Genomic DNA, 24,818 nt, shown 5'->3' with positions numbered 1-24,818 from the left:
AAAAAACAGTTCGCTCGTTTCATTCTGCACTCATTTTCATTACTTTTGCAGAAAGTCGGATACATTCGGCGACACCCCCGGATCCATTTGTTGGATTCTGTATTCATTTTCATTACCTTTGCTCCCAATGTCACACACCATCGCCATTTTTCCGGGATCGTTCGATCCCTTTACCCGGGGCCATCAGGCACTCGTGGACGATGCCCTGCGAATCTTCGACAAGGTCGTCATCGGCATCGGCAACAATGTTTCCAAGGCAGGACTGCTGCGCATCGAAGCCCGCAAACAACTCATCGAAGACCTCTATGCGGACAACCCCCGGGTCGAAGTGAGAATCTATACCGGTCTGACGGGCGACTTCGCCCGCGACCAGCATGCCTCGGCCATCATCCGCGGCGTGCGCAACACCACCGATTTCGAATACGAACGGACGATGGAGGCGACCAACCACCGCCTGCATCCCGACATCATCACCGTGATGCTCTTCACCCCGGCTCCCGTAGCCGACATCGCCTCGAGCACCGTACGCGAAGTACTGGCTTTCGGCCGCACGGTCGATGAATTCATGCCCGAAGGAATAGACATAAAAAAATACCTCTGATTACTATATTGCTATGATGGAATTTACCGCAGAAATGATCGCCGGTTTTCTCGGCGGCCAAGTCGCAGGCGACAAAGAGGCCAAGGTGCACACCGTCTCCTCGATCGAAGAGGGCGAACCCGGCGCCCTGACCTACCTGACCAACCCCAAATACGAAAAACACCTTTACAAAACCCGTGCGTCGATCGTATTGGTGAACAAGGATTTCACCCCTTCGGAACCCGTGACCGCCACCTTGATTAAAGTCGAAGACACCGGCGCCGCAGTGCTCAAACTGCTGCAAATGTATCAGGCCGCAAAACCCCGCAAACAGGGCATCAGCGAGCGGGCTTCGATCTCGGAGCGGGCGACACTGGGCGAAGATTGTTACGTGGGCGATTTCGCCGTTATCGAGGCGGGAGCCCGCATCGGCGCCGACTGCCAAATCTATCCCCAGGTCTATATCGGTGACGGCGTGACCGTCGGCGACGGAACGATCCTCTACCCGGGTGTCAAGATTTACGAGGGGTGCGTGATCGGCAGCCGCTGCATCCTGCATGCGGGTGCGGTGATCGGCGCCGACGGCTTCGGCTTCATTCCCAATGCCGCAGGCGGCTTCGACAAGATTCCGCAACTGGGCAACGTCGTCGTCGAAGACGACGTGGAAATCGGCGCCAACACCTGCATCGACCGGGCCAAGACCGACTCGACGATCATCCGCCGGGGCGTGAAACTCGACAACCTGATCCAGATCGGCCACAACGTGCAAATCGGCGAGAATACCGTTTCCTCGGCCCAGACAGGCATCGCAGGCACTTCGAAGGTGGGGCACAACTGTTTCCTCGCGGGACAGGTCGGCATCGCGGACCACGTGACCATCGGCGACAGGGTCTGCATCGGCTCCAAAAGCGGTCTCGACAAAGACGTACCTGACGGAGAAGTACGTTTCGGCTATCCGGCGCTGCCCGGCATGCAATATCACCGCGCATCGGCCATCTTCAAGAACCTGCCCGACCTGGCACGCCGCGTGAGTCAGGCGGAAAAGGAGATCGCGGCCCTCAAGGAGAAGTAACGTCCCTGCACCGTGTCCGACCCGACGACATACCGCATCATGGGCATCGACCCCGGCACCAACTACATGGGGTACGGGGTGCTGGAGGTTTGCGGACGGGAGGTCCGATCGGTCGTGCTGGGCGACATCGACCTGCACAGGATGAACGATCCTTACGAAAAGCTGCGCTACATTTTCGAGCGGGTCGGTGCCCTCGTGGACGAATACCGCCCCCGCGAGGTGGCCCTCGAATCGCCCTTCTTCGGCGAGAACGTGCAGTCGATGCTCAAGCTGGGCCGGGCGCAAGGCGTGGCGATGGCTGCGGCGTTGAGCCGCGGACTGCAGGTATTCGAATACGCCCCCACACGCATCAAACAGTGTATCACGGGCCGAGGCTCGGCCCCCAAGGAGCAGGTCGCGGCTCTCGTCAGCAGCATGCTCACGATCGAACGTCCGCCCCGGCGACTGGACGCTACGGACGGTATGGCCGTCGCCCTGTGCCACCATTTCATGAGTTCGAACCCATTGAACGGCGCCCTCGGCGAAGATCGGTTCAAAGGACTCGGCGGAGGCCGCAAGGCTGCCTCGGCAAAGGGCAGTTCGAGCTGGGAACGGTTTTTGAAGGATAATCCCCAGCGCGAAATCCGGCAAACGCCGCGAACACCCCAAAAGACGAATCACAAACCGACCAAATAATCATTTTAATCCTTTCTCAGCACTATGAAAAAAGCGTTAATAGGTCTTCTTGCCGCAGGCACCCTCGTGGGATGCGGAGGCAATACCTACACCATCACCGGCAAACTGGACCCGGGAATCACGGACTCCGTATTCCTGATGCAAGGCAATCCCGAAAATCCGACCATCGCATCGGCAGCCGTCGCTGCGGACGGTACGTTCAAAATCAAAGGCACGATCGACCAGCCGGACCTGGCCATCCTTACCAACCGGCACCGCCAGGGCATCGGATTCATCTTCCTCGAACCGGGAAAAATCGACGTTAAAACTGCGGATCTGGGCCAATTCCAAGTCGGCGGCACCCGCTCGAACGAGATTTTCCAGCCGATAAACGACTCTTTGGGCATGCTTCAGGGACAATTCCTGGTGGCCATGCAAGAAAACGACATGGAGAAATTCGATTCGCTGAACCAGGTAGCCAACGGCATCATGCGCCGCGCTTTGGACAACAACTCCGACAACCTGGTCGGCGTTTACTTCTTCGGAAACCTCTATAACGAAATGGAACCGCAAGAAGCCCGCGAAATCCTGAATAAATTCCCCGAACAGATGCAGAAAACCCAGATCCTGACCGCCATCGCCAAATCGATCGCCGCCCAGGAAAATACCGAAATCGGCAAGCCCTATCTGGAAATCGCGCTGCCCGACTCCCTGGGCGAAACCGTTTCGGTGACACCCCTCATCGGCCCCGGCAAATGGGTGCTGATCGACTTCTGGGCAACCTGGTGCAGTCCCTGCCGCGGCGAATTGCCCTATCTGAAGGAGGCGTTCAAGGAGTTCGGCCCCAAAGGATTCAACATTTACGGCGTATCGCTCGACAACGATGCCGAGAGTTGGAAAGAATTCCTTGTAAAAGAGGAGATGACGTGGCCCAACGTAATCGCCGTCACCGACGGCAAGAGCGCCCCGATCGTCGAAGAGTACGGAATCCGCAGCATCCCGACCAACTTCCTGATCTCGCCCGAAGGCAAGATCGTCGCCAAAGACCTGCGAGGCGAAGGAATCAAGGAGAAGCTCGCCGAACTGGTCAAATAAGCGCATCCGGCAAAATCATCGAATTACCCCTGCGGATTTCAGCCCGCAGGGGTAATTTTTGTATGACAAATCTCCGGTCCCCATAGCCAGTCGGACACGACAAATGCCCTCTTTTCCCGGCAACGATATTTCCACCGACAAACTCCCGGAAAAGAATCCGAACAAAGCACAGATTACCTCAAATCAAACATTATCAATGTATTATATTCAAAATTACCCCTCTTACCAAGATATAAAATAAAAAGACTGGTAAATTTTACGACAAATTATTTGCATAAGAGCAATTTTCACACTACATTTGCATTCGCAATTCGGCGCCGTAGCTTAATTGAATAGAGCATCTGACTACGGATCAGAAGGTTACAGGTTTGAGTCCTGTCGGCGTCACTCTCAAAATCAACCACTTACAGCGATGTAGGTGGTTTTTTCGTGTCTTGTTTTGAGCCCGTTCTCCGTCGGTTTACGCAGTTTGTGTAAACCAATGTGTAAACCGAATTTTCCCGATGAACACAACAATCGAGGCGGTACTCTACACATCCAAAACATTATCCAACGGTCAGCATCCCATTATGTTACGGCTGACGAAGAACCGAAAACGGAAGTACATCAGTCTGCACATTTCCCTCGCTCTGCAATACTGGGATGCAGAAAAGTGTAAACCGCGCCGTAACTGTCCCGACAAAGAGCGCATCGAAGCCCTTATCCAACAGAAAACGCAGGAACTCCAAAGTCAGGTCATGGATTTCAAAACCAGCGATAAGGAGTACACGTTGAACACGCTTGTCGAAAAGGCATCCCGCAAGGTCGTGCGCCAAACCGTCGGCGAATATCTGAACGGCTACATCGACCGCCTGCTGGCCGAGAAACGTGTAGGCAACGCCAAGACCTTTCAGGAACTCCGCACCTCGCTGACGAAATTCTGCCGTTCGCTGGACTTTTATTTTATAGACATCGACGCCGAGTGGCTGAAACGATACGAACAATGGCTGCGGGTGGAACGGCATTATTCCGACAACTCCATCGGCATCCGTTTCCGTTCGTTGCGGGTACTCTACAACAGCGCAATCACCGACGGCCTAATCAAGAAAACGGACTACCCTTTCGACACGTTCAAAGTGAGCCGATTCAAGGAAGCCACGGCCAAACGGTCGCTGACAAAAGAGGATATTCGGCGGATTATGGATTGCGAGGTACGGACGCTGACCAAGTACCCCAAACCGTTCCTGCAACTGGCAAAAGACTTGTTCCTGTTCAGCTATTTATCATGCGGCATCAATCTGACCGACATTCTGCACATCCGCTATGCCGACATCGTGGACGGGCGGCTGGTTTTCAACCGACAGAAAACGGGTAAACTCCTGTCGTTCCAACTCCAACCCGCCGCCCTCGACATCCTCGACAAGTACCGCCAACCGAACGCACATCCGCAGGACTATGTTTTCCCTGTTTTAAGGCGTTCTGTTCACATTACGGCACAACAGCAGTACGGACGGGTGCAACGGACGAACAAGCGGATAAATCGCTATCTGAAACTAATCGGCGAGCATCTGCACCTGCCTATCACGCTCACGACATACGTTGCGCGGCACTCGTTCGCAACTGTTCTGAAAAGGTCGGGAGTTTCGACATCCATCATTTCGGAATCGCTGGGGCACAGTTCGGAAAAGATTACGCAAATCTACCTCGATTCATTCGAGAACTCGCAGATAGATGCGGCCATGCAAAACTTATTGTGAGGTGGTGACAAGGTTTGAAAAAAGGTCTATCTTATAGCCCCCAAAACTAAATTTATCACTACCTTTTAAGGGATTATCCGCTTGCATCGGGTAGTCCCTTTTCTTTTTTCTGCGGTCGTCGGTTGCGGCAGAAAGCGGAATTTTGTAAATTCGTCTTTATAAAGATACTCCTATGCAAGAAGAACAAACCTTTTACCCCGTAACAACCGAATATTTCACCGCTTGCCTGCCCTTACTGGAAAAATATTTCGGCATCACGGCAGGTTATTTCAACAAAGAACTTTCAAATGCCAAATGTCTGATACCTCACCGAGAGGGTAATATCGTAAAGTACAGCATTAAAGAGGATTGCAATCTGGTTTTGCCGTTTCGACACCTCGAATGCCATGATTTGTTGTCGCTTATCAACTCTTACGGGACAATTACCCCGATAATAGAGGAAGCCCTATTGCTGGTGGCCTACTGCATCCGCGAACAGCAGATCGACGAAAACGAATACAATGACCTTGTTCAGTTTCATACTTGGGACATATACCAAAGCGAATGGGCGCACCTATTGCTTTTTATGGAGCAAATGGAGGCACGGACACTTAAAAGCAACAAACAGACCGCCATCACAATTCGCACCAATAATGGGGAAGCGGAACAGATTTCTATTCCAAACAGCAATAACTGGTTATTCCGTCTGATTAAAAAGGAACTTGCAAGCTATTTTCCCGAAGTACAGACAGCCGAGGAAGCACGGCAGGATATTCAACGGCGCAAACCGTCTGCGGGGCGAGAAAAGAAGAATGCCATCTATTCGGCAGTTGCATACGGCATTTACCGAATGCTCCATGAAGAAAACGCAATCCCCAGCCAGCCCAATATGCCGAACGAATTATGCCAACTCATTCACGACTATACACGCGTCACGGGTTGTTATCCCAATAATAAAGGAGAGAGCGGCAAATACGACCCGAAAGTAATCCGCGCCGACCTTGCCGCCTATCTGAAACGAGCGGCTATGAACCAAGCACCACGATTCAGACCGATACCATTGCAAAGACAGGTTATCATGCAGGATTTTGATTTTCCGCTATTGGACTGATCGGACTATATAACCATACCATTTAAGGGAGCCGTTTATCGCGGTTCCCTTTCTTTTTTCTGCCAAAAATCTGCCAGTGTCATGACACCTGCCATTTTGTCATAACGGACAGATTTACAATATTTTCCCTGATATATTTTGCAATATTTTCGACAGCAAAGGTAATGAATAGGTCAGTTTTCGCTGGCTATTATTTATATTTCGCCAAGGCACCAAAGGTCGGATTTATGCAGGTTCAATAGCCAGAATCCGCGAATAAAGCGTACGGTTATTCGAGTGATTCGGGGAGTAGCCGACAGCCCGAAAGAGGCGGCAACAAAACTTAATAAAAAAGATAACGATTATGAAAACGCTTGCAAACATCAACGACAATATTAACATCAAATTTAATAAAACTATGACTACAATTTCAGAAAATGCGGAATCGCAGCAGGTAGCTGGGAACCGCGCAGAGGAGATGATGGCCTCGGCAATCGCACACGAGGCAAAGATGGCGGAAATCAAAGCCGCCGAGGAGCAGGAGGAGAAAATGAATCTTCGCATTATCAAAATCAAACCCGCAGGGAATGCCAAAATGTTCCGCACGCTGGCGAAAGCGATTGCGGCAGGGGCTACCACCCTGATCGTGACCACCCGTGTAGACGTGGCTGGATGCGGCTACGTGTGGTTCGGAATCCGTAAGGGTTACACCGAGTTGGACGGGAAGCTGTTGCTCAATGCCCAAATCTGGAACTACCTGATGGCGTTCCTGATGGGTAAGGAGTTGCCCGAAGTAACGGAGTTTGAACCCGACCGTGAAATCTGCTGTCAGTCCGAGTGGCTGGCAGAGGTGGCCGCCGAGGTGGAGAAACTGACCCCGATCACCTCCGAGGAGTACAATGAGAGCGAGGAGGGAATCGGCTACCTCGCCAAAAAGTACCACTTTCCCAACGGCAAAGTCGTGATGCCTGCCGAAGCGATGGAGGACATCACCGAACTGCTGAACTAAACTGCTGAACGAGGGGAGCGGGTTTCACCGCTCGCTCCCCAAGTTTTTTTTAACTATAAATCAAATTATTAGATGAAGATTGAATATATCACAATAGATGCAGGCCAGCGGTTCGACGCCGTAATGCCCGAAATACCTACCAATTCGATCATCAACAAGACCGTCACGGGATGCGGTGCGACCTATGCCGAAATCAATGCGCCCCGACACTCCGTCATCATCGAGCCGAATGTTCCCGTTATCGAGGGCAAGATGAAAAAGCACCCGCAGATACTCGGCGTGTTCGAGGGCGTAACGACCGAGGACATCATCGACTTTCTGAACACGAACTACAACGACGGCTATCTGAAAATCATGACCACGCCCGAAAGTTTCCCCAAAGTCCGCTCGGCGATGGTGCAGACGCATACGGATATGCACGGTGAATGGTTCATGCTGTTCGACGAGTGCGAACGCACGATACAGGATGCAGGCTACCGCGGCTCTATCACGCTCCCGATGGATGATTTTTTCCGATGCAAGCAAAAGGCGATGGTTTCTGCGACGCCGATCATTCCGTCCGATCCCCGTTTCGAGCAGCAGGGCTTTACGATGAAGATACTCCGCCCGACCTATGACCACAAGCCGAAAATGTTGCTCATACATACGAACAACACCGTCGGCTGGGTGCGTACCCTTATGGGACAGGTAAAAGGCAAAGGGCATCCGCTCTGCATCTTTCTGAACTCGACCGATACGATCCACTGCATGATCTGCACCTATAAGATCGAAAAACGGTGCAAGGTCTTTTGCAGTTACGAGAGTGTGAAGAAACTCCGCAAGCGGGATTTTTCGCGGGCTTACTCCTCGCTCGAAGAACTGGATGAAATCAACTTTTTCACGAGCCGTTTCTTTTCGGCGGTGGACATCGAACTGCCGACAACAGCCTGCGTGCTGATCGTAACCGACCTTTCGTTTGCGACGCACACCGTCATCGACCCCACGACCGAAGCCGTGCAGATCGTCGGACGCTTCCGCAACGGCGTGGAGGATGCCGCGCATATTTTCAGCACCAATAAGGAGATGCCCTGCAAATCGCGGGAGGAAATCGCCATGAGGTTGGAGGAGTGCGAGGCGGTTTACAAACAAGTCCTGCAAATCGAAGCGTCGGGGGCGGGTTGCGATACCCGTGCGCAGGCGTTGGAGGGAATGGACTACAAACGGTTCATGAACGCCGACGGAACGCGCAACTGGTTCATGTGGGACAACGCCTACGACGACGAGCGGATCAAGCGGCACTACACCGACGCCGAACTGGTGCGGGAGGAGTACGCGAAAGCATTTCACACGGATTGCGCCGAACATATCTATCCGTTGTCGGACTGCGACCGACTGCAACGCATAAATCCCCGACTGAAAATGAAAGAGCTGTTCCGCGAAATCGTGCGGCAGTTGGAGATACTGGAACAAAACCGAACGTGGAATGAATACTACTTTCTGCGCGAGGAGATTCAAAGCCAAGTGCCGATAATGGTGGATGCCTACTACGCCCTCGGAGCGGCAGAGATCGAACGGCACAACTACAACATGAACGCAATCGGCAAACAGATACAGGAAAACGAAAGCCAACAACTGCTGACCTCGGAAAAAGTCTGCGGGGAGGTGTACGCCCAACTGAAAACGGGCGACAAGCTACCCGTGTGCGTCGTCAACCGTTTTATGAACGACCTGATTATGCGGCTCGGCATCCCCTACCGCAAAAAAGTGACGGCAAAGATGATCGGAATCTATTTCGAGTACAGGGAGGTGCGCACCAACAAACAACGGTTCATCGAATTGGGAAAGCGGATCATATAGCCCGTAACGGGTGAAAACAGGTCGGTGACAAACTTTTGAAAAGGGTCTATAAAAGTACCTTTTTCGGAATTCCTGTCACCCGATCACCCACTCCCCGCGGCGTGTAGACCCCACCCGTTTGAGCCTGCCCGACTTGGTGAGTTTCTGCAAATGATATTTCACGCCGTCGGGTGAGATTCCGACAACCTCGGCCAACTCCGCCCGTGTAATGCTGGGATTGCGGGCGATGGCTTCCAAAATAATTTCTTGGGTAGTTTTTCGGGTAGTTTCTTGGGTAGTGAGCGTTTCGGCGATTACCCCCAAAACAAACTCGACGAAAGGCGTGCAACCCGCTTTACCGCCGCTTACGGCAATCGCCTTATAATACTCCTTTTGATACTTATATACAATGTTTTCGATCGGCAGGTTTTTGAAGATAGGCCGCCACCTGCTCAAAATCAATGTCTGCCACAATCGCCCCGTGCGACCATTACCGTCCGCGAACGGATGGATAAACTCGAATTCATAATGAAAGACGCAACTTGCGATCAACGGGTGTTCATCCGTGGTGCGCAGCCACTCGAACAGATCGTTTACGAGAAACGGCACACGTTCGGCATCGGGCGCATAATGGATAACCGTTTTTCCCGACACCACACCCGCACCGCCTTTGCGGAAACAACCGATTTCGTCGATCAATCCCGCTTCCATCGTGGCATGCGCCTTTAACAGATCATCGACTTTACAGGGATCGAGCGTGTCGAGCAATTCATACGCTTTAAGGGCGTTGCGCACCTCCTGCACCTCGTTAATAGGAGCAACGACGGGTTTTCCCTCCAATACCGCCGTGACCTGCTCCGTCGAAAGCGTGTTGCCCTCAATAGCCAGCGTCCCGTGAATCGTTTTGATTCGATTGACACGATGCAGACGCAAATTTTCGTGCGCATAATAGCTGCCGATTGCTTCGCTGATTTGTGCAACCAAATTCGTGATCTTCGGCGTAATGGTGTAAGGCGGTTTATAGGACATGATACACTTGCTTTTCGGCAAAGATAACGATTCTTTCTTTTATAGGGTAGTTTTGGGTAAATCTATTTATCATCCATTCCCCATATCGTGCGATTTATACCGAAATTGTCCCGCAACAAAAAGGTGACAAACTTTGTGAAAGGGTCTATAAAATATCCTTTTCTGAAAAGGTTGTCACTTGCAGACAAACAAACCGAGATACCCCGACCGAGCGGACAATCCCTATTTTTCACCCCTCCCCCTTTTCGGATGGAAAATCGAATTTTTTACTTACCATTTAATAGGATTCCACATAAAACAGACCGCTCCCTATTTATGCCCGAAACCATATAACAGCATAGAATTATTTGCATTATATAGAATCGGAAAGCTATTCTTACATGGAGATATGCCGCCTTTTTAGTTGGTTATGAATGGAGTTATCTTTTTACAAGTAATGGGGAATAACTCTAAACTTTACAAACCATGAAAACATTAAATGAAAGGGCGACAGAGATTCTGCAAACCTTGTTGGCCGTGCGGGCTAAAAAACTGAAAATCAAAAATGCAAGCCAGACAATCCATGTGAAACTGACTGACTGCATCGGAAAGTACAACCTTATTTCGCTGACACAGCACATCGAAATAAATGGCGTTCTTTTCCGTGACCCCGAAGTGATTTTTGCTTTTAACACCATTAAACGGCAGTTTATCCCTTACCACTACATCAACGATTTTTTTGAAATCGAGAAATGTTGCGCCACACCGACGGTAGAGGGATTAATACCTCGCAACGAAATAGACCAACACAATTTAACATGTTTCGTAAACCGTTGGCTGTTGCAACTAACCTCAAAACTGGAAATCCAATGGATGCACAACGAATAGTACAGAATTGTGTTTTGAAGAATCAAAGCACGGTTATCGAGGAAATGATACGGGCAAACCTTATTTCCGAAGAATATCTTTATCCGTTCGTGGATGATGTTATGGAATGGTGGCTGATTGATTCTTGGCTGGCCGAACGACTGAAAGAGCAGGGCGAGGTTATCATCGAGGAATACGGTTGCTACTGGTGGGGCAGACAATCCAGCGGGCAGGCGATTTACATGGACGGCGTAATACAAGAAATTTGCGGGATGGATTAACCCAACTTACAACTAACAAAGTTTCGATTCCATACTCCCTGCTATTGGATAGAAACTTTGTTTTTCAGAAATTTGCACAATTAAATACGGCAACAGCACCCGAAAGGGCAAGATGTTTTGCAATTTCCGCCGAATATGCTACTTTTGCAGTAACATATTGAATACACGGAAAGTGTAGCTTGTTCTCAACTTGCGAACGTAGGAAATTCGAAAAGGTAGAGAGAATGGCTAACATCTTGCCGCGTCATATCCACAAGTGGATATAGGCGTGGTGTTGTTGCTTATTTATCTACCACGGTTTCCTACGACCTGCAAGTTTGAATAAGTTTTCAGCACCACGCTTTCTGTTTTTATATGAACCACTATCGAGGTGCGGATAGTAAGATTTGAAACAACTTGTTCAACTTAAATAATCTTACTATGAAAAAAATCTTATTGTTATGCTGTACTCTGTTTGCCGCAACCATTTGTCTGGCAGCAAAAGAAGTGAAAATTACGGTTATTCCATCTGATGCCAAAATCTATATTGACGGGAATTATGCCGCAGATGGAATTACGACGGCTACACTTAAAAAGAAAGACGGCTTTATTGTCGTTAAGTTCGAACGAGAGGGATATGTAACTCTCGAAACAAAAATCTTTACAACGGACAAGCGTAAAGCCGTTTCTTACACGATGCGTCGTGATGCATTCTTTGATGTTTCTGTCGCATCGGGACTTGTCAACAAATATTTCTCAGTAAAAATATCGAAAGACCTTTACACGGTTGATGAAAGCGGAAAACGCAATACCGAACTTGCATGGAAAATGATTCATCAAGTGATTCTCAACTATTTTGATGAAATTCAGACAACGGATATGGCATCGGGGTTTATTCAAACCCCTTGGCTCTATAAGTCATTTCCCGAAGCGGATAAACAAATTCGCACTCGTGTTTCCGTCAAAGAAAGCAATCTTGGTGGCGATCTGACTTTCCAAATAAAAATATCTTCCGAAGTTGCCCCTCTAATTGCATCACAAAGGGATGAATCATTCCAAGAAATTGACCGCATTGTCAAAGATCTTGAACCAATGATTAGTGAATTTCAAGCCCGCTTGGGTAAATTGTAATAATTCTCTTTTTTATTAATTTCAAACAACTTAAACTTATGAAAAAACTTTTAGTTGCGCTTTTTGCGCTGGGAACGCTGACTGCTAATGCACAAACGTTCAAAGACACGTTCGATTCCAACTCGATGGGATGGACCGAAATTTCAGGTAAGGACGGGGAAGCCGTTATTAAAGAAGGTGTCATGCACCTTGAAGGCAAAAAAAGCGGTGGGCTTTCCCTGCTTGGAGGTGTAAAGGACGCTTCTGAAATCATGACGCATTGTTTTACTAACATTGATGTTCAAAAAAACTTTGAAATTAAATGCAAAGCAAATGTTAAAAAAATCAATGAGAACAACATGGTCGGCATCGTTCTGGACTATTTGGATGATAGAAATTTCATGTTGTTTGCAATTGATGATAAGCAAGCATATTTTCTCCAATATAGAGATGGCGATTTGGTTGGTGCGGCAAAAAACTTACTGAAGGTCACGAAAAAGAAAGATACTCGATTTGATTTTTCCATTAAAAGCACTTATAAGAAATTGGAGTTTTTTGTAAACGGGATGCTCGCCCTTGAATTGCGTTACCGTGATTTGATTTCCAATGGTGTAGGCTTCTATACTTATGGTGCACAGGTGGCAGATTTCGATGATTTGGAGTTGATTCAGTAAGGTTTCAAGATTATTAAGGACAAACTTGGACAAAGCGGTTTATTTCATGCCATTTGTCCAAGTTTATCTTTTCTTTCCGAGTGACAGACTTTGTGAAAAGGTTAATCTATAAGACCCTTTTGCAGAGTTTGTCACTTTCTTATTTTGTTCATTCCGCTAATAATCTTATCTTTATAAAGATAAATAACAATTAAATTTTAGCTAAAATGAACAGATACAAACAACCGAAAACAGAATGAAAGACCGACGCATGAGAGGATAAACAAGCTATTTGCAAGTTGGTCGAATGGAGCAAGACAGAGGGAATAGGCTTAATTGCCATAAAGCCCCAAAATGAGATTTATCCCGAAATATTTTACTTTGTTTTCTCGCCCGAAACAGCGGACATAAATAAACCCGTCGAAATCGCACTTGTAAAGAACAAACAATGAATAATCGGGTGGAAAAGCGACCTTGAAGAGATAAACGATATAATAGGAATAATAATCGCCAACGAGATGAAGATGGAGGGCATGAGCGAAACGGTAAATTTATTCGACTGCCTTGTCAGAGCGAACACTATATTATTTCATTACACCACGCCCGACGGACGGGACGAGATGGTGAAATTCCCGTTAGCGGGATTCTGCGAAAACTATCTGATGCAATTTGCAAAGTAGCGGCAGGAACCGTACGGTAGTATGGAACAGACGCACGTATTAGAGGTAAAGAATATTACTCCACAAAAAATGGAGTTATATATACTATATATCTTAAAAGGTTAAGGGCAGGCCGAAAAAATGTGGTTTTCCTTTGACAACGACAAGTGACAGACTAAAAACGAGGGGCTATATAATTGCCCTTTCAACAGAGTTTGTCACTTTTTCTATTTATCAAATAATCAATTAATTCACCTATTGTTTAACCAGCATTGAATTTGCCCTATTGTGTAAACCAACGTGTAAACCGCGCCGAGCAACAGCACGAAAAAGAGAAATTAATCGACAAAATTCACTACCGTAACTATCTGTTAATCAACATTGCCCTACATTTGCATTCGCAATTCGGCGCCGTAGCTTAATTGAATAGAGCATCTGACTACGGATCAGAAGGTTACAGGTTTGAGTCCTGTCGGCGTCACAAAATAATGCAGCGACCTGTTTTTCGACAGGTCGCTTTTTGTTTTCGGCTGCACGACCATAGCGCAGTTGCCGATTCTCTCTTTCTCCGCCTTGTACTCCCGCCGACTTACACCCGGGAAAATTTCCGTCCTCCCATAAAATCCATACGGAATCCGTCCGTACCGACGCCCGATCATAGCAACAACTTTGAGATTCCCGTCAGCGAAAAGCACCTGAAAACGAATCGCCAAAACATCCAAATTCTTCCCAAAAGAAGCACGAAGCCCCTCTCCAACGGCAACTCGACAATGTGCCCCCTCACCCTTCCTGCCATTTATTTTATGCAATCCAAGGTACTTACTCAACAAGCACAATGCGATTCCGGGTTCAATCGATCTAAATACACAATCCCGAAAAAAATCGAACTCGCCTTCTTTTCGAATTTATAAAATTTTACGAATAGACCACAGATTTTACAATTCAAATATTAAAATATACAATTTAACAAATCGGTAAAATTTGCAAAATCAATTCTTTTTATTATATTTGTAATAGTGCGCTCCTCTTTTACTAACTTAAAAATCATGTTATGTTGAATTTCGCCCAACTGAAGTTTCTCCTAACTGGATTAACTTTACTCACCGTACTCGCTGCGTGCAGCGATGACAACACTTCGACGGAAGCTCCTCCTGCAACCATCGAAATCGCAGAGCTCTCCCCGGAAGCAGACAACGTTTCTTTTCGATTAATTCCGACCAATGCTATCTCGATGGCTTACAAGATCGAGATCGAGGGGGGGGGATGACGCCGATTTCGTTTCGATAGAAAGCTCCGAAGAAAAAACGGTCGAAATAACCGACCTGACCCCCGAAACCTCTTATAAGCTGACGGCGATCGCCTATAACGCCGACCAGCGCCCTTCGAATCCGGCCACCGCAACATTCACGACCCCCGAAAAACCGACCACGCCGGATCCCGACAAGGCAACCATCTCCATCGAAGAGGTGAAAGCCACCTATAATTCGGTAACCTTTACCCTGAAAACCGCCAATGCAGCCCGCTTCGGCTACAAGGTCGATGTTCCCGACGGAACGGCCGAACTTACGTTCGTAAACGGCTCCGAAGGCGGCACCTATACAACCGACAACCTGGAGGCGGCGACCGACTATCAAATCACCGCCGTCGCATATGACGAAAACGGGCAGGCCGCCGATCCCGTCACCCACGCATTCAAAACCGAAGCCCTTCCGACCGGCCCCGCCGTCGTTTCGATCGAAGAGGTCGCTACGACCCACAGTTCGATCCGCTTCACCCTGAAACTCGACAATGCGGTCCGGATCGCCTACAAGGTCGATGTCCCCGACGGAACAGCCGAAATGACCGTCGTCGAAAAGCCACAGCAATCGACCTTCCTGGTCGGCAGCCTCCAGGCGGAAACCGACTACGTATTGACAGTCGTAGCCTATAACGGCAAAGACGAACCGTCCGAACCCGCCACGCATTCGTTCACGACCCCCGCCTATACCGCATTCGCACGGATCGACGCCGTGGCGACCGCACACGGAATCTATCTCAAGGCCGACGTGGACACCGGCAAATTCCCGCTCTATTTCCTGAAAATTTTCGACCCGGACCTTACGGAATCCAGCGCCGATTTCGAAGAGCATTTCAAGGTCGATTCCCGGGAGCAGTTCATCCATTACCTCGAAGTCGCCTCACTGACAGCGGGCCTCAAAACCGCCTCGTTCGAAGAGTGGAACAAAACCCTGCTTTCGACCCGGTCGCAGCAAGTCCTTCTCTACGCCGCTCCCGTTGTCCGGCAAGGGGTCGATGTCGTCTGTGAAGACTACGGCGAAATCATCGAAATTCCGCTGACGATCCCCGCCCGCGACGAACTCGGAGCAGGACAGGCCGCTGTCACGCTGGGCGAACCGCAGGTTGCGGGCAAAGAGTTGGAGATCGCCCTGACAAAACAGGACGGCGTCGTTTCCTACTATGCCGGCTATGCGACCAAGTCCGACGTCGAAGCCGCAGGCACCCCGGAACAATTCGTCCAGGCCGGACTGGATGCGAAGACCTATGACTACGACATCACGGCCGACTTCCAAGGCACCTGGAAAACAGACCGGCTTTCGCCGGGCAGCGAATATTACTTCTTCTCGTTCGCATACGATGCCGAAGGCAAGTTGGGTCCCCTGCAATACAAGGAGTTCCACACGGAAGCCGCAGGCACCGACTACGATACGTCGCTCACGGTCGATATTGCCCTGAAGACCGCATCGTTCACCTCAGCGACTTTCTCCGTCAAACGGAACGGCTTCGAAAAAGCTTATTACAACTTCATCACCAAAGCCGATTTCGACCGCAAATACGGCGGCAATGCGGATACATACGTTCAACGAGAGTTGATCGGCAAAGAGAGTGGTTATCCGATAACGCTATACAGCGACAACGACATCAACGGATCCCGTTTGGCATACGATACGCAATACGTACTGATCGCCCTGCCCGAAGCCGACAACGAAGACAGATACGGCGTTCCGACGGTGGTCGAGTTCGAAACCCTCGGCTACGAAGCTACCGGCTCTGCGACGGCGACCATCGCGGTAAATTCGATCACGGACAATTACGGCGTATCTTTCTATGCCTCGGTAACCGTAACCCCCGGAGCCGATTGCGCAGGTTACTATTACGCAATGATCGAAAAAACAGCCTACGATGCAGCAGCCAATCTCGGTGAAACGATCTGCAAACAAAACGGCGTAAAATACCGTGCCGCCACCGAAGACACGACGTTCTCCACCGACTACTATTTCGCAGAAAGCTATCTGGTCCTCATCCCGGTCGATAACAACGGGAAAATGTCGGCTCCGGTCACTTCGGAATTATTGACCACGAGCGCCAAATAAAAAGCAATCAAATAAACAAACACGCAGAACTCCCAACCTGTCCGAAACCTCGCTGCACGGGGTCCCCGTGACGAAGGGAGAGCCGGTTGGAACACGTCGCTTTCAGCGGCAAAGGCACAACCGGAACATCGAGCACATAAATTATCAAAAAAACAACCCTAAAATAATCCGACTATGAAATCTTTGAGTAAAGCAACCTTCCATTTACTGTGTTGCATCCTGCTATTGGGAACTTTCCAGAGTTGTAAAGACGACGAAACGACGCCCCCGCCTCCCGGAGAAAGCGCCACGCTCACCATTTCCGACGTCAAGGCCGAAGCCAATACCGTAACTTTCACCATCACGCCGAAAAATGTAGATGTTTATACCTATACGATCAAATCCGCGACGGTAACGCCTCAAGCGACCGTTCAGGATCCGGCCGAAACCAAAACCTTCACATACAACAGTCTGCTTCCGTCGAGCGACTATACGATCGTGGCAACAGGTTTTACACAAGGCGGTCTGGAACTCACTTCTACCGAATACAAATTCCGAACGCTCGACACGCAGGATCCCGGACTCGAAGTACCTTCCGGAGAGGAGCCGTTCATCGAATACGGCGACCAGCGGATCGCCGCCAAATCGGTCTTCTTCTACAAGGAAACCGATCGGCTCTGGTTCTTCATCTCCCCGCTCGAAGGATACGACAACTACCAGGACATGCTCTATGGCAACGGCGGAAAAAACGATTACATATCCCTCAGCTTCACGCCGAACCAGCTAAATAAATCGATCAACATGAAGAGTGCGTCCGAACGGTATTCGCTGCTCAACTCCATGTCGTTCCAACACCCCATCGCATCGGATATTTCGATGGTGACCATCGACTACCATTCATTAATCACCGACGGCGGCTTCATCGTCACCCGCGACGGGGACAAGATCGAAGGATATGCCGAAATGACCTCGGCCGCAACCGGCAAGAAACTCCGCATCTACGGTACCTGCACCTACGACCAGCAGGACGCCGAGCGGACCAGCTTCATCAGCCTCAACGACCTGAAAACTCCGCTCGGAAGCGCCTATTACCAACCGCTCGAAGAGGAAACGATTTCCGAAATCCATCTCTCGCCGGCCAGCCCCGTCATGGGAGCGCTGATCGACCAGGTGGATGAATACTACGTTCGAATCCGCTTCGACAACGCCCTGGCGACGGCTAAAACTCCGATCGACATCACCCGGATCGACAAGCTGTTCGAACTCGAAATCGTCGATCCTGCCCAACAAAAGTCGGTTACCGTCACCAATACGGACCTTCAAGGCGCGACGGGCACCATCACCCTCTACAAATACGCCCTGCAAGACAACTACCGAATCTCGTTCGATCTGCAGGTTCATGATATGCACCTCGAAGGGTATGCGGACGGGGCGTTCGAACTATACTCCTACTACTCCGGCAACAGTTATACGGTCGGAACGAACGACCCGGTCGAACTCCAATCCGCCGTCATCGACCGCCGCAGCGACGATTACTACACGATCTATCTGGCACCCCAGGCCGGTCTGACCGATTTGGAGCAAATCCGGCAGGCGGAGGGCGTAGTAACCATCAAAGCCGCACCGCAGGCACTGGACGGTCTGCTCGTTTCCTTTGCCAACGAAAAGGATGCCGGACGAATACTGTCCATCGCATATGCAGGCAAAACCTACGACAACCAGGGTGACAACACCAAGAGTACCATCCACGGAGCCACCGCAAAGCAAAAGATCGCGCTGGCCTTCTATGAAGCGACCAACGAAATGAACGGTTATTATTGCGGACCGTTCGTCGATGTGCAATAAACAACCCCGGCAACCGAAGGTCCGATCGCATCTCAAACCCACGATTCGACCGGCAACCGGTTCTCCCGGAATCTTCATCAAGCCCCCTTTTCGAAGGGGGCTTTTTTCCCACGCTTCATCCGGCGAAAGCAAAAAACAGAGCTCGGACCTTTTACTTCCGAATCGTCATCAATTTTGCCGTATTACCGAAAATCCGGAATAAAAACCACCGTCACAGTAGATATTTCAAAAAAAAACGCTAAATTTGTCAGAAACCTAAGTTGCTTCCTTAAGCCGAGCGCAATGAAACCTTCGTTTCGATTGCCGAGGCGAAAAATAGTCGAAAGAAAATCAACGCTTTCGATAAACCGAGCGCAGAATCGGAGGTGTTCGAACTCTGCCAAAGCGGAAAACAACGGCGTAAAAACGAACTGTTTCGTAGAGCCGAGGATATAACCACCAAGCCCGTTCGGTTATACGAGGCGGGAAACGGAACTCAAAACAGCAATGAACCTAAAACAGACACCATGATAAAGAAAGAATTATTACTCGGCGACGAGGCTATCGCATGGGGAGCCCTCAACGCCGGTCTTTCGGGCGTGTACGCTTACCCCGGAACCCCCTCTACGGAGATCACGGAATTTATCCAGATGCACCCCCTAACGCGCGAGCGCGGCATCCACTGCAACTGGTCGGCCAACGAAAAGACCGCACTGGAAGCGGCCCTCGGCATGTCGTTCGTCGGCAAGCGGGCCCTGGTCTGCATGAAGCACGTGGGCATGAACGTCTGCGCCGACGCTTTCGTCAATTCAGCCATGACGGGTGCCAACGGCGGCCTGGTGGTCGTAGCGGCGGACGATCCCTCGATGCACTCCTCGCAGAACGAACAGGACTCCCGCTTCTACGCCAAATTCGCCATGATTCCCTGCTTCGAACCCGCATCGCAACAGGAAGCCTACGAGATGATCGGCGAGGCGTTCGACTTCTCGGAGAAATACCAGATTCCGGTGCTGATGCGCGTGACGACCCGCATGGCCCACTCGCGTGCCGTGGTCGAAATCGGCGAACCCCGCCAGCAAAACACGCTCCACTACCCCGAGCGGCCCCGCCAGTGGATCCTCATGCCGGGCAACTCGCGCGTACGTTACAAAACCCTCATCGAGGAGAACAAACTCTTCGAGCAGGAGGCCGAACATTCGCGCCACAACCGCTACATCGACGGACCGGACAAATCCATGGGCATCATCGCCTGCGGTCTGGCCTACAACTATATTATGGAGAACTTCCCGGAAGGCTGCCCCTTCCCCGTGCTGAAGATCTCGCAATATCCGCTGCCGACGGCACTCGTACAGCGCATGGCTTCGGAGTGCCGTTCGCTGCTGATCGTCGAAGAGGGACAACCTCTGGTGGAGGAGATGATCCGCGGTCTGCTGGGTACTCCGATTCCGGTCAAAGGACGTTTGAGCGGCGAGCTGCCCCGCACGGGCGAACTCACGCCCGACAACGTACGCGGCGCCCTCGGTCTGCCCCGCCGCGAGAGCGAGGCGGCCAGCCAGCTCACCATGCCCCGGCCCCCGGCCCTTTGCCAGGGCTGCGGCCACCGCGACGTATATACGGCACTGAACGACGTGCTGCGCGAGCACTACCCCGACCACAAGGTATTCAGCGACATCGGCTGCTATACGCTCGGTTCGCTGCCCCCGTTCCGGGCGATCGACACCTGCGTGGAGATGGGCGCTTCGGTCACGATGGCCAAGGGCGCTGCCGACGGCGGACAGTTCCCTTCGGTAGCCGTAATCGGCGACTCGACCTTCACCCACTCGGGCATGACCGCCCTGCTGGATGCCGTGAATGAAAAGAGCAACATCACCGTCGTAATCTCGGACAACCTCACTACCGGCATGACCGGCGGCCAGGATTCGGCCGGCACGGGACGCCTCGAGCAGATCTGCGCCGGACTGGGCGTGGAGCCCGAACACATCCGCGTCGTGGTACCCCTGCCCAAGAACATGGAGGAGATCCGCCGCACGATCCGCGAAGAGATCGAATACAAAGGGGTTTCGGTCATCATCCCGCGCCGCGAGTGCATCCAGACCGCCAAACGCCACAACGCAAAAAAACAGTAGTACGACCATGAAACGGGACATCATACTTTCCGGCGTGGGAGGACAAGGCATCCTCTCGATCGCCACCGTCATCGGAGCCGCTGCCCTCAAGGAGGGACTCCACATCAAACAGGCAGAAGTACATGGCATGAGCCAGCGCGGAGGCGACGTACAGTCGAACCTGCGCATCAGTTCGGACGAGATCCTCTCCGACCTGATCCCCCAAGGCGCGGCCGATATCATCATCTCGCTCGAACCGATGGAGGCGCTGCGCTACGTACCCTACCTGAATCCGGAGGGCTGGGTGATCGCCAACACTACGCCGTTCGTAAACATCGACAACTACCCCGAACCGGAGGCCGTATTGGCTGAACTCGGGAAGCGCAAACATGCGATCCTGATCGATGTCGATGCCATCGCCAAGGAGCAATCCTCGCCCCGTGCGGCCAACATCGTGCTGCTGGGCGCCGCCGCTCCTTTCCTGGGGCTCGACGCCGACAAGTTCGAGGCGGGCATCCGCAGCATCTTCGCCCGCAAAGGCGAGCAGATCGTCGAAATGAACCTCAAGGCGTTCCGCGCCGGATACGAATACGCACAAAAACACCGCAAGTAATGGCAGCTCTCATTCCGCAGAAGATGTTCGACGAGCAGCTCGCCGCCATGGACATCGAAAACTTCGCACAGGCCACGATCCGTCAGGTCGGAGCCGTCGGCGGCGCCCTCGAGAAGAACTCGGGCACCGAATTCCTGCACCTCGAAATGGGCGTTCCGGGCCTTCCGCCGGAGACTGTCGGCGTCGAAGCCGAACAGCAGGCCCTCGCCCAGGGACACGCTTCGATCTACCCCAGCATCACGGGCATCGCCCCGCTCAAGAGCGAGGCTTCGCGCTTCGTCAAGGCGTTCCTCGACATCGACGTCGCCCCCGAGGGATGCATCCCGACCGTCGGCTCGATGCAGGGCGGCTTCTGCCTGTTCCAGATCAGCTCGCAGTGCGACCCCAAGAAAGACACCATTCTGTTCATCGACCCGGGCTTCCCGGTGCAGCGCCAGCAGGTGCGCATCCTGGGCATCAAGCACGAATCGTTCGACATCTACGACTTCCGCGCCGAGAAACTCGGTCCCAAGCTGGAGAGCTATCTCAAGCAGGGCAACGTCGCGGCGATCATCTACTCGAACCCCAACAACCCGGCGTGGATCTGCCTCACAGAGAGCGAACTGCGCACCATCGGCGAGTTGGCAAACAAGTACGACACGATCGTTCTCGAAGACTTGGCCTACATGGGCATGGACTTCCGCAAGGAGCTGGGACATCCTTTCCAGGCTCCGTTCCAGGCCACCGCAGCCCGCTATACGGATAACTACGTGCTGATGATTTCCGGCTCGAAGATCTTCAGCTACGCCGGCCAGCGCATCGCCATCGCAGCGATCTCGGACAAACTGCGCAACCGCTTCTATCCGGCTCTCAAGGAGCGTTACGGCATCGGCCGTTTCGCCGAATCCTACGCCCTGACATTCCTCTACGCCGCATCGTCAGGCGCAAGTCACTCGGCTCAATACGCTTTGGCGGCCATGTTCAAAGCGGCGGCGGACGGCAAGCTGGACTTCGTGGGGCACACCCGCGAATACGCACACCGCGCTCACCGCGTCAAGGAACTCTTCGAGCGTCACGGTTTCCACATCGTCTATGACAAAGACCAGGACGAACACGTGAGCGACGGATTCTTCTTCACGGTAGGCTACGGTTCGATGCCGAGTTCCGACCTGGTGGCCGCACTGCTGCGCTACGGTATCTGCGCGATCTCGCTCACCTCGACGGGCAGCCTCCAGAACGGCGTGCGCGTCTGCGTGTCGCAGATGAACCGCGAGGAGCAGTACGACCTGCTCGACCGGCGCCTCCGCGACTTCGCGCAGGACTACGCCCGGAAATAAATCCGGCATTGCAGCTCCGGGTCGCTGTGAAATCGTCCCGGAGTTGCACTCCGGAGAAAAGAATCCGGCACGGACATCCGGGAACGACCATTCGCACCCAACGAAGAGAAGGAGCCGAATAAATTCGGCTCCTTCAAATAACCAACAAAAAAGACAAAACCTACCGTCTCCGGCCGACGACGGGACCGAATTTTCCTTTCACCGACCGACTGCCGGAAACGACTTAGAAAAACAGACCCATGATCAACTACACCACTGCCGCTGAAGCTGCGAAGCTCATCAAATCCAACGACAGCGTTTATATTCAGGGAAGCGTTTCGATCCCGGAAGTGCTCGTGAAAGCGATGGCCGACCGGGGACACGAACTTCGGGGAGTGAAGGTCTATTCAGCCTTCGCCATCGGACGGGAGGAAGCGCCCTACTGCAAGCCCGAATACAAAGACAGTTTCCTCGTATATAGCCTCTTCGTGTCGAACTCCGTGCGCAACTGGATCGCTCAGGGGTACGGACAGGCCATCCCGGCTTTTCTGGGCGAGATCCCGGGGCTTTTCCGCAAGGGGATCATCCCGATCGACGTAGCGCTGCTGAACTGTTCGCGCCCCAATGCGGACGGCTATTGCAGCTTCGGCACCTCGGCCGACCTCGCGGTTTCGGCCGCCGAATGTGCGAAGGTCGTTATCGCCCAGATCAACCCCCACGTGCCGTTCTCCTACGGCGATGCGCTGATCCACGTCTCGAAACTCACGGCCGCCGTCGAAGTCGATGAACCTCTGGTGGAGCTTCCGACCGCCCAGCCCAACGAAATCGACCGCAAGATCGGCGGCTACATCGCCGAGCTGATTCCCGACGGTGCGACCCTCCAGATCGGCGTGGGCGGCATCCCCAACGCCGTACTCGCGGCCCTGGGCGATCATAAACACCTGGGACTCCACACCGAAGCACTCACCGACGGGGTAGTACCCCTGATTCGGAGCGGCGTGATCGACAACTCGCAGAAAAAAGTGCTTCCGGGCAAAAACCTCGCGTCGCTGGCTCTCGGCTCGAAGCGGCTTTACGAATACATGGACTACAACGAAGACCTGATCATGAAGGACGTGGCATGGACGAACGACCCGTTCCGCATCCGCGAGAATCCGAAGGTCATGGCCATCAATTCGGCGCTGGAGGTCGATCTGACGGGCCAGATCTGCGCCGACTCGATCGGCACGATGATCTACTCGAGCGTAGGCGGACAACACGACTTCATGTACGGCGGCGCCCTCTCCGAAGGCGGTAAAACCTTCATCGCGCTCCCCTCGACCACCTCGAAGGGACACTCCAAGATCAAGGCCCTGCTGACGCCCGGCGCCGGCGTGGTGACCACCCGTTTCCAGACACAATACGTCGTCACGGAGTACGGTGCGGCCTACCTGCTGGGCAAAGGACTCGCCGAGCGTGCCCGCGCCCTGATCGACATTGCGCACCCCTCGGCCCGCGAAGAGTTGGAAAAAGCCGCCTGCGAACGCTTCGGCTATTCGTTCCTGCGGCTCAAATAGGCTCCTCGACTCCATGTGCAGGAATCGTTCGCGGACGCCTGTCCGCTCTGCGCGGAAGTGATTTTCTCGCAAGATCCATATATTATAAGGTATATCAAAAAACAGGACTCCTGCCGAAACCGGAATAACCGTGTATGCGGAATAACTAAAGACCGTCCCGCCTCCTTTTTCAGAGGATGGGACGGTCTTTTTTCCACACAAAATCCCCCTCTCGACCGATCTATCGGGGGGGGGGTAAAATTTTATTGATTTTCGATAAATTTTTCTTGTTTTTCACAAATATACTTTCTATCTTTATCGTAACAAACGATAAGAACGGACGCAGTGCCTGCAAGCGTTTCCAAAAGTCGAGGAATTACATAACGCCGGCACAGGAAACACCCCGCAGAACCCTTCGGTTTCGACCGGCAGGAACACTTCACGGATCAACAGGAAATACGCCGAAACAAAAACAGCGAACAAAATCAACGACCATAAAAAAACGGGAT

20 protein-coding genes and 2 tRNA genes are annotated in these 24,818 nt (G+C 51.9%); 20 read left to right on the top strand and 2 right to left on the bottom strand.

Going from position 1 to position 24,818, the window contains the following annotated elements:
- Window positions 1-127: 127 nt before the first annotated feature.
- The 9 genes from coaD to ALIPUT_RS05620 all read left to right on the top strand — a co-directional run bounded on the left by coaD (window position 128) and on the right by ALIPUT_RS05620 (window position 9,051).
- On the top strand, window positions 128-601 hold the full coding sequence (gene coaD, locus ALIPUT_RS05660; RefSeq protein WP_004328804.1) for a pantetheine-phosphate adenylyltransferase: 474 nt from the start codon (window positions 128-130) through the stop codon (window positions 599-601).
- A gap of 13 nt (window positions 602-614) precedes the next feature.
- Window positions 615-1,652, top strand: coding sequence for a UDP-3-O-(3-hydroxymyristoyl)glucosamine N-acyltransferase (gene lpxD, locus ALIPUT_RS05655; RefSeq protein ID WP_004328803.1), 1,038 nt, complete (start codon window positions 615-617; stop codon window positions 1,650-1,652).
- A gap of 39 nt (window positions 1,653-1,691) precedes the next feature.
- A complete protein-coding gene (gene ruvC / locus ALIPUT_RS05650; protein WP_004328802.1) occupies window positions 1,692-2,327 on the top strand; it encodes a crossover junction endodeoxyribonuclease RuvC in 636 nt (211 codons plus the stop codon).
- A gap of 24 nt (window positions 2,328-2,351) precedes the next feature.
- A complete protein-coding gene (locus tag ALIPUT_RS05645) occupies window positions 2,352-3,401 on the top strand; it encodes a TlpA disulfide reductase family protein (RefSeq protein ID WP_004328799.1) in 1,050 nt (349 codons plus the stop codon).
- 313 nt (window positions 3,402-3,714) lie between these two features.
- Window positions 3,715-3,788, top strand: a tRNA-Arg gene (locus ALIPUT_RS05640).
- 116 nt (window positions 3,789-3,904) lie between these two features.
- Window positions 3,905-5,137 carry a site-specific integrase gene (locus tag ALIPUT_RS05635; RefSeq protein WP_004328796.1) on the top strand — a complete coding sequence of 411 codons (1,233 nt, stop codon included), beginning with the start codon at window positions 3,905-3,907 and terminating at the stop codon, window positions 5,135-5,137.
- Between the two features lie 172 nt (window positions 5,138-5,309).
- A complete protein-coding gene (locus ALIPUT_RS05630; RefSeq protein ID WP_004328795.1) occupies window positions 5,310-6,227 on the top strand; it encodes a hypothetical protein in 918 nt (305 codons plus the stop codon).
- Between the two features lie 397 nt (window positions 6,228-6,624).
- Window positions 6,625-7,215: a hypothetical protein gene (locus ALIPUT_RS05625; RefSeq protein ID WP_229089941.1), complete on the top strand. Its 591-nt coding sequence runs from the start codon at window positions 6,625-6,627 to the stop codon at window positions 7,213-7,215.
- Window positions 7,216-7,287: 72 nt separating this feature from the next.
- Entirely contained in the window at window positions 7,288-9,051 is a 1,764-nt protein-coding gene (locus ALIPUT_RS05620; RefSeq protein ID WP_004328793.1) for a hypothetical protein, read from the top strand.
- A 75-nt stretch (window positions 9,052-9,126) separates the two neighbouring features.
- Here ALIPUT_RS05620 and ALIPUT_RS05615 read toward each other — a convergent pair whose 3' ends face one another.
- Window positions 9,127-10,059 carry a Fic family protein gene (locus ALIPUT_RS05615; RefSeq protein WP_004328792.1) on the bottom strand — a complete coding sequence of 311 codons (933 nt, stop codon included), beginning with the start codon at window positions 10,057-10,059 and terminating at the stop codon, window positions 9,127-9,129.
- Window positions 10,060-10,524: 465 nt separating this feature from the next.
- Between ALIPUT_RS05615 and ALIPUT_RS05610 the strand changes: the two genes are divergently transcribed.
- From ALIPUT_RS05610 to ALIPUT_RS05590, 5 genes are all read left to right on the top strand, one after another.
- Window positions 10,525-10,926, top strand: coding sequence for a DUF6908 domain-containing protein (locus ALIPUT_RS05610; protein WP_004328790.1), 402 nt, complete (start codon window positions 10,525-10,527; stop codon window positions 10,924-10,926).
- Entirely contained in the window at window positions 10,908-11,186 is a 279-nt protein-coding gene (locus ALIPUT_RS05605) for a hypothetical protein (RefSeq protein WP_004328789.1), read from the top strand. Before ALIPUT_RS05610 ends, ALIPUT_RS05605 begins: the two co-directional genes overlap by 19 nt.
- A 420-nt stretch (window positions 11,187-11,606) precedes the next feature.
- Window positions 11,607-12,296, top strand: coding sequence for a PEGA domain-containing protein (locus ALIPUT_RS05600; protein WP_004328788.1), 690 nt, complete (start codon window positions 11,607-11,609; stop codon window positions 12,294-12,296).
- A 38-nt stretch (window positions 12,297-12,334) separates the two neighbouring features.
- Window positions 12,335-12,949: a hypothetical protein gene (locus tag ALIPUT_RS05595; protein ID WP_004328787.1), complete on the top strand. Its 615-nt coding sequence runs from the start codon at window positions 12,335-12,337 to the stop codon at window positions 12,947-12,949.
- Between the two features lie 1,045 nt (window positions 12,950-13,994).
- A tRNA-Arg gene (locus tag ALIPUT_RS05590) sits at window positions 13,995-14,068 on the top strand.
- Here the strand turns inward: ALIPUT_RS05590 and ALIPUT_RS13015 are convergent.
- On the bottom strand, window positions 14,034-14,417 hold the full coding sequence (locus ALIPUT_RS13015) for a hypothetical protein (protein WP_004328785.1): 384 nt from the start codon (window positions 14,415-14,417) through the stop codon (window positions 14,034-14,036). The two genes, ALIPUT_RS05590 and ALIPUT_RS13015, sit on opposite strands and share 35 nt — an antisense overlap.
- A 390-nt stretch (window positions 14,418-14,807) precedes the next feature.
- Here ALIPUT_RS13015 and ALIPUT_RS05575 point away from each other — a divergent pair, with 390 nt between their 5' ends.
- The 6 genes from ALIPUT_RS05575 (at window position 14,808) to ALIPUT_RS05545 (ending at window position 24,330) form a co-directional block, all read left to right on the top strand.
- Window positions 14,808-16,958, top strand: a complete 2,151-nt coding sequence (locus ALIPUT_RS05575; protein WP_004328783.1) for a fibronectin type III domain-containing protein — start codon at window positions 14,808-14,810, stop codon at window positions 16,956-16,958.
- A 174-nt stretch (window positions 16,959-17,132) separates the two neighbouring features.
- Window positions 17,133-18,782 carry a hypothetical protein gene (locus tag ALIPUT_RS05570; RefSeq protein ID WP_004328782.1) on the top strand — a complete coding sequence of 550 codons (1,650 nt, stop codon included), beginning with the start codon at window positions 17,133-17,135 and terminating at the stop codon, window positions 18,780-18,782.
- Between the two features lie 506 nt (window positions 18,783-19,288).
- Window positions 19,289-20,887, top strand: a complete 1,599-nt coding sequence (locus ALIPUT_RS05560) for a thiamine pyrophosphate-dependent enzyme (RefSeq protein ID WP_040293246.1) — start codon at window positions 19,289-19,291, stop codon at window positions 20,885-20,887.
- Between the two features lie 7 nt (window positions 20,888-20,894).
- Window positions 20,895-21,479 carry an indolepyruvate oxidoreductase subunit beta gene (locus ALIPUT_RS05555; protein ID WP_004328780.1) on the top strand — a complete coding sequence of 195 codons (585 nt, stop codon included), beginning with the start codon at window positions 20,895-20,897 and terminating at the stop codon, window positions 21,477-21,479.
- Entirely contained in the window at window positions 21,479-22,795 is a 1,317-nt protein-coding gene (locus ALIPUT_RS05550; protein WP_004328779.1) for a pyridoxal phosphate-dependent aminotransferase, read from the top strand. Before ALIPUT_RS05555 ends, ALIPUT_RS05550 begins: the two co-directional genes overlap by 1 nt.
- Window positions 22,796-23,037: 242 nt before the next feature.
- Window positions 23,038-24,330 (top strand): acetyl-CoA hydrolase/transferase family protein, encoded by a 1,293-nt coding sequence (locus tag ALIPUT_RS05545; RefSeq protein WP_040293499.1) that lies wholly within the window; start codon window positions 23,038-23,040, stop codon window positions 24,328-24,330.
- Window positions 24,331-24,818: the final 488 nt, after the last annotated feature.

It is taken from the genome of Alistipes putredinis DSM 17216, from assembly GCF_000154465.1.
Classification (GTDB): domain Bacteria; phylum Bacteroidota; class Bacteroidia; order Bacteroidales; family Rikenellaceae; genus Alistipes; species Alistipes putredinis.
Note: the sequence above shows the minus strand (reverse complement) of the source record. Positions and strands in the feature narration are given on the sequence as shown.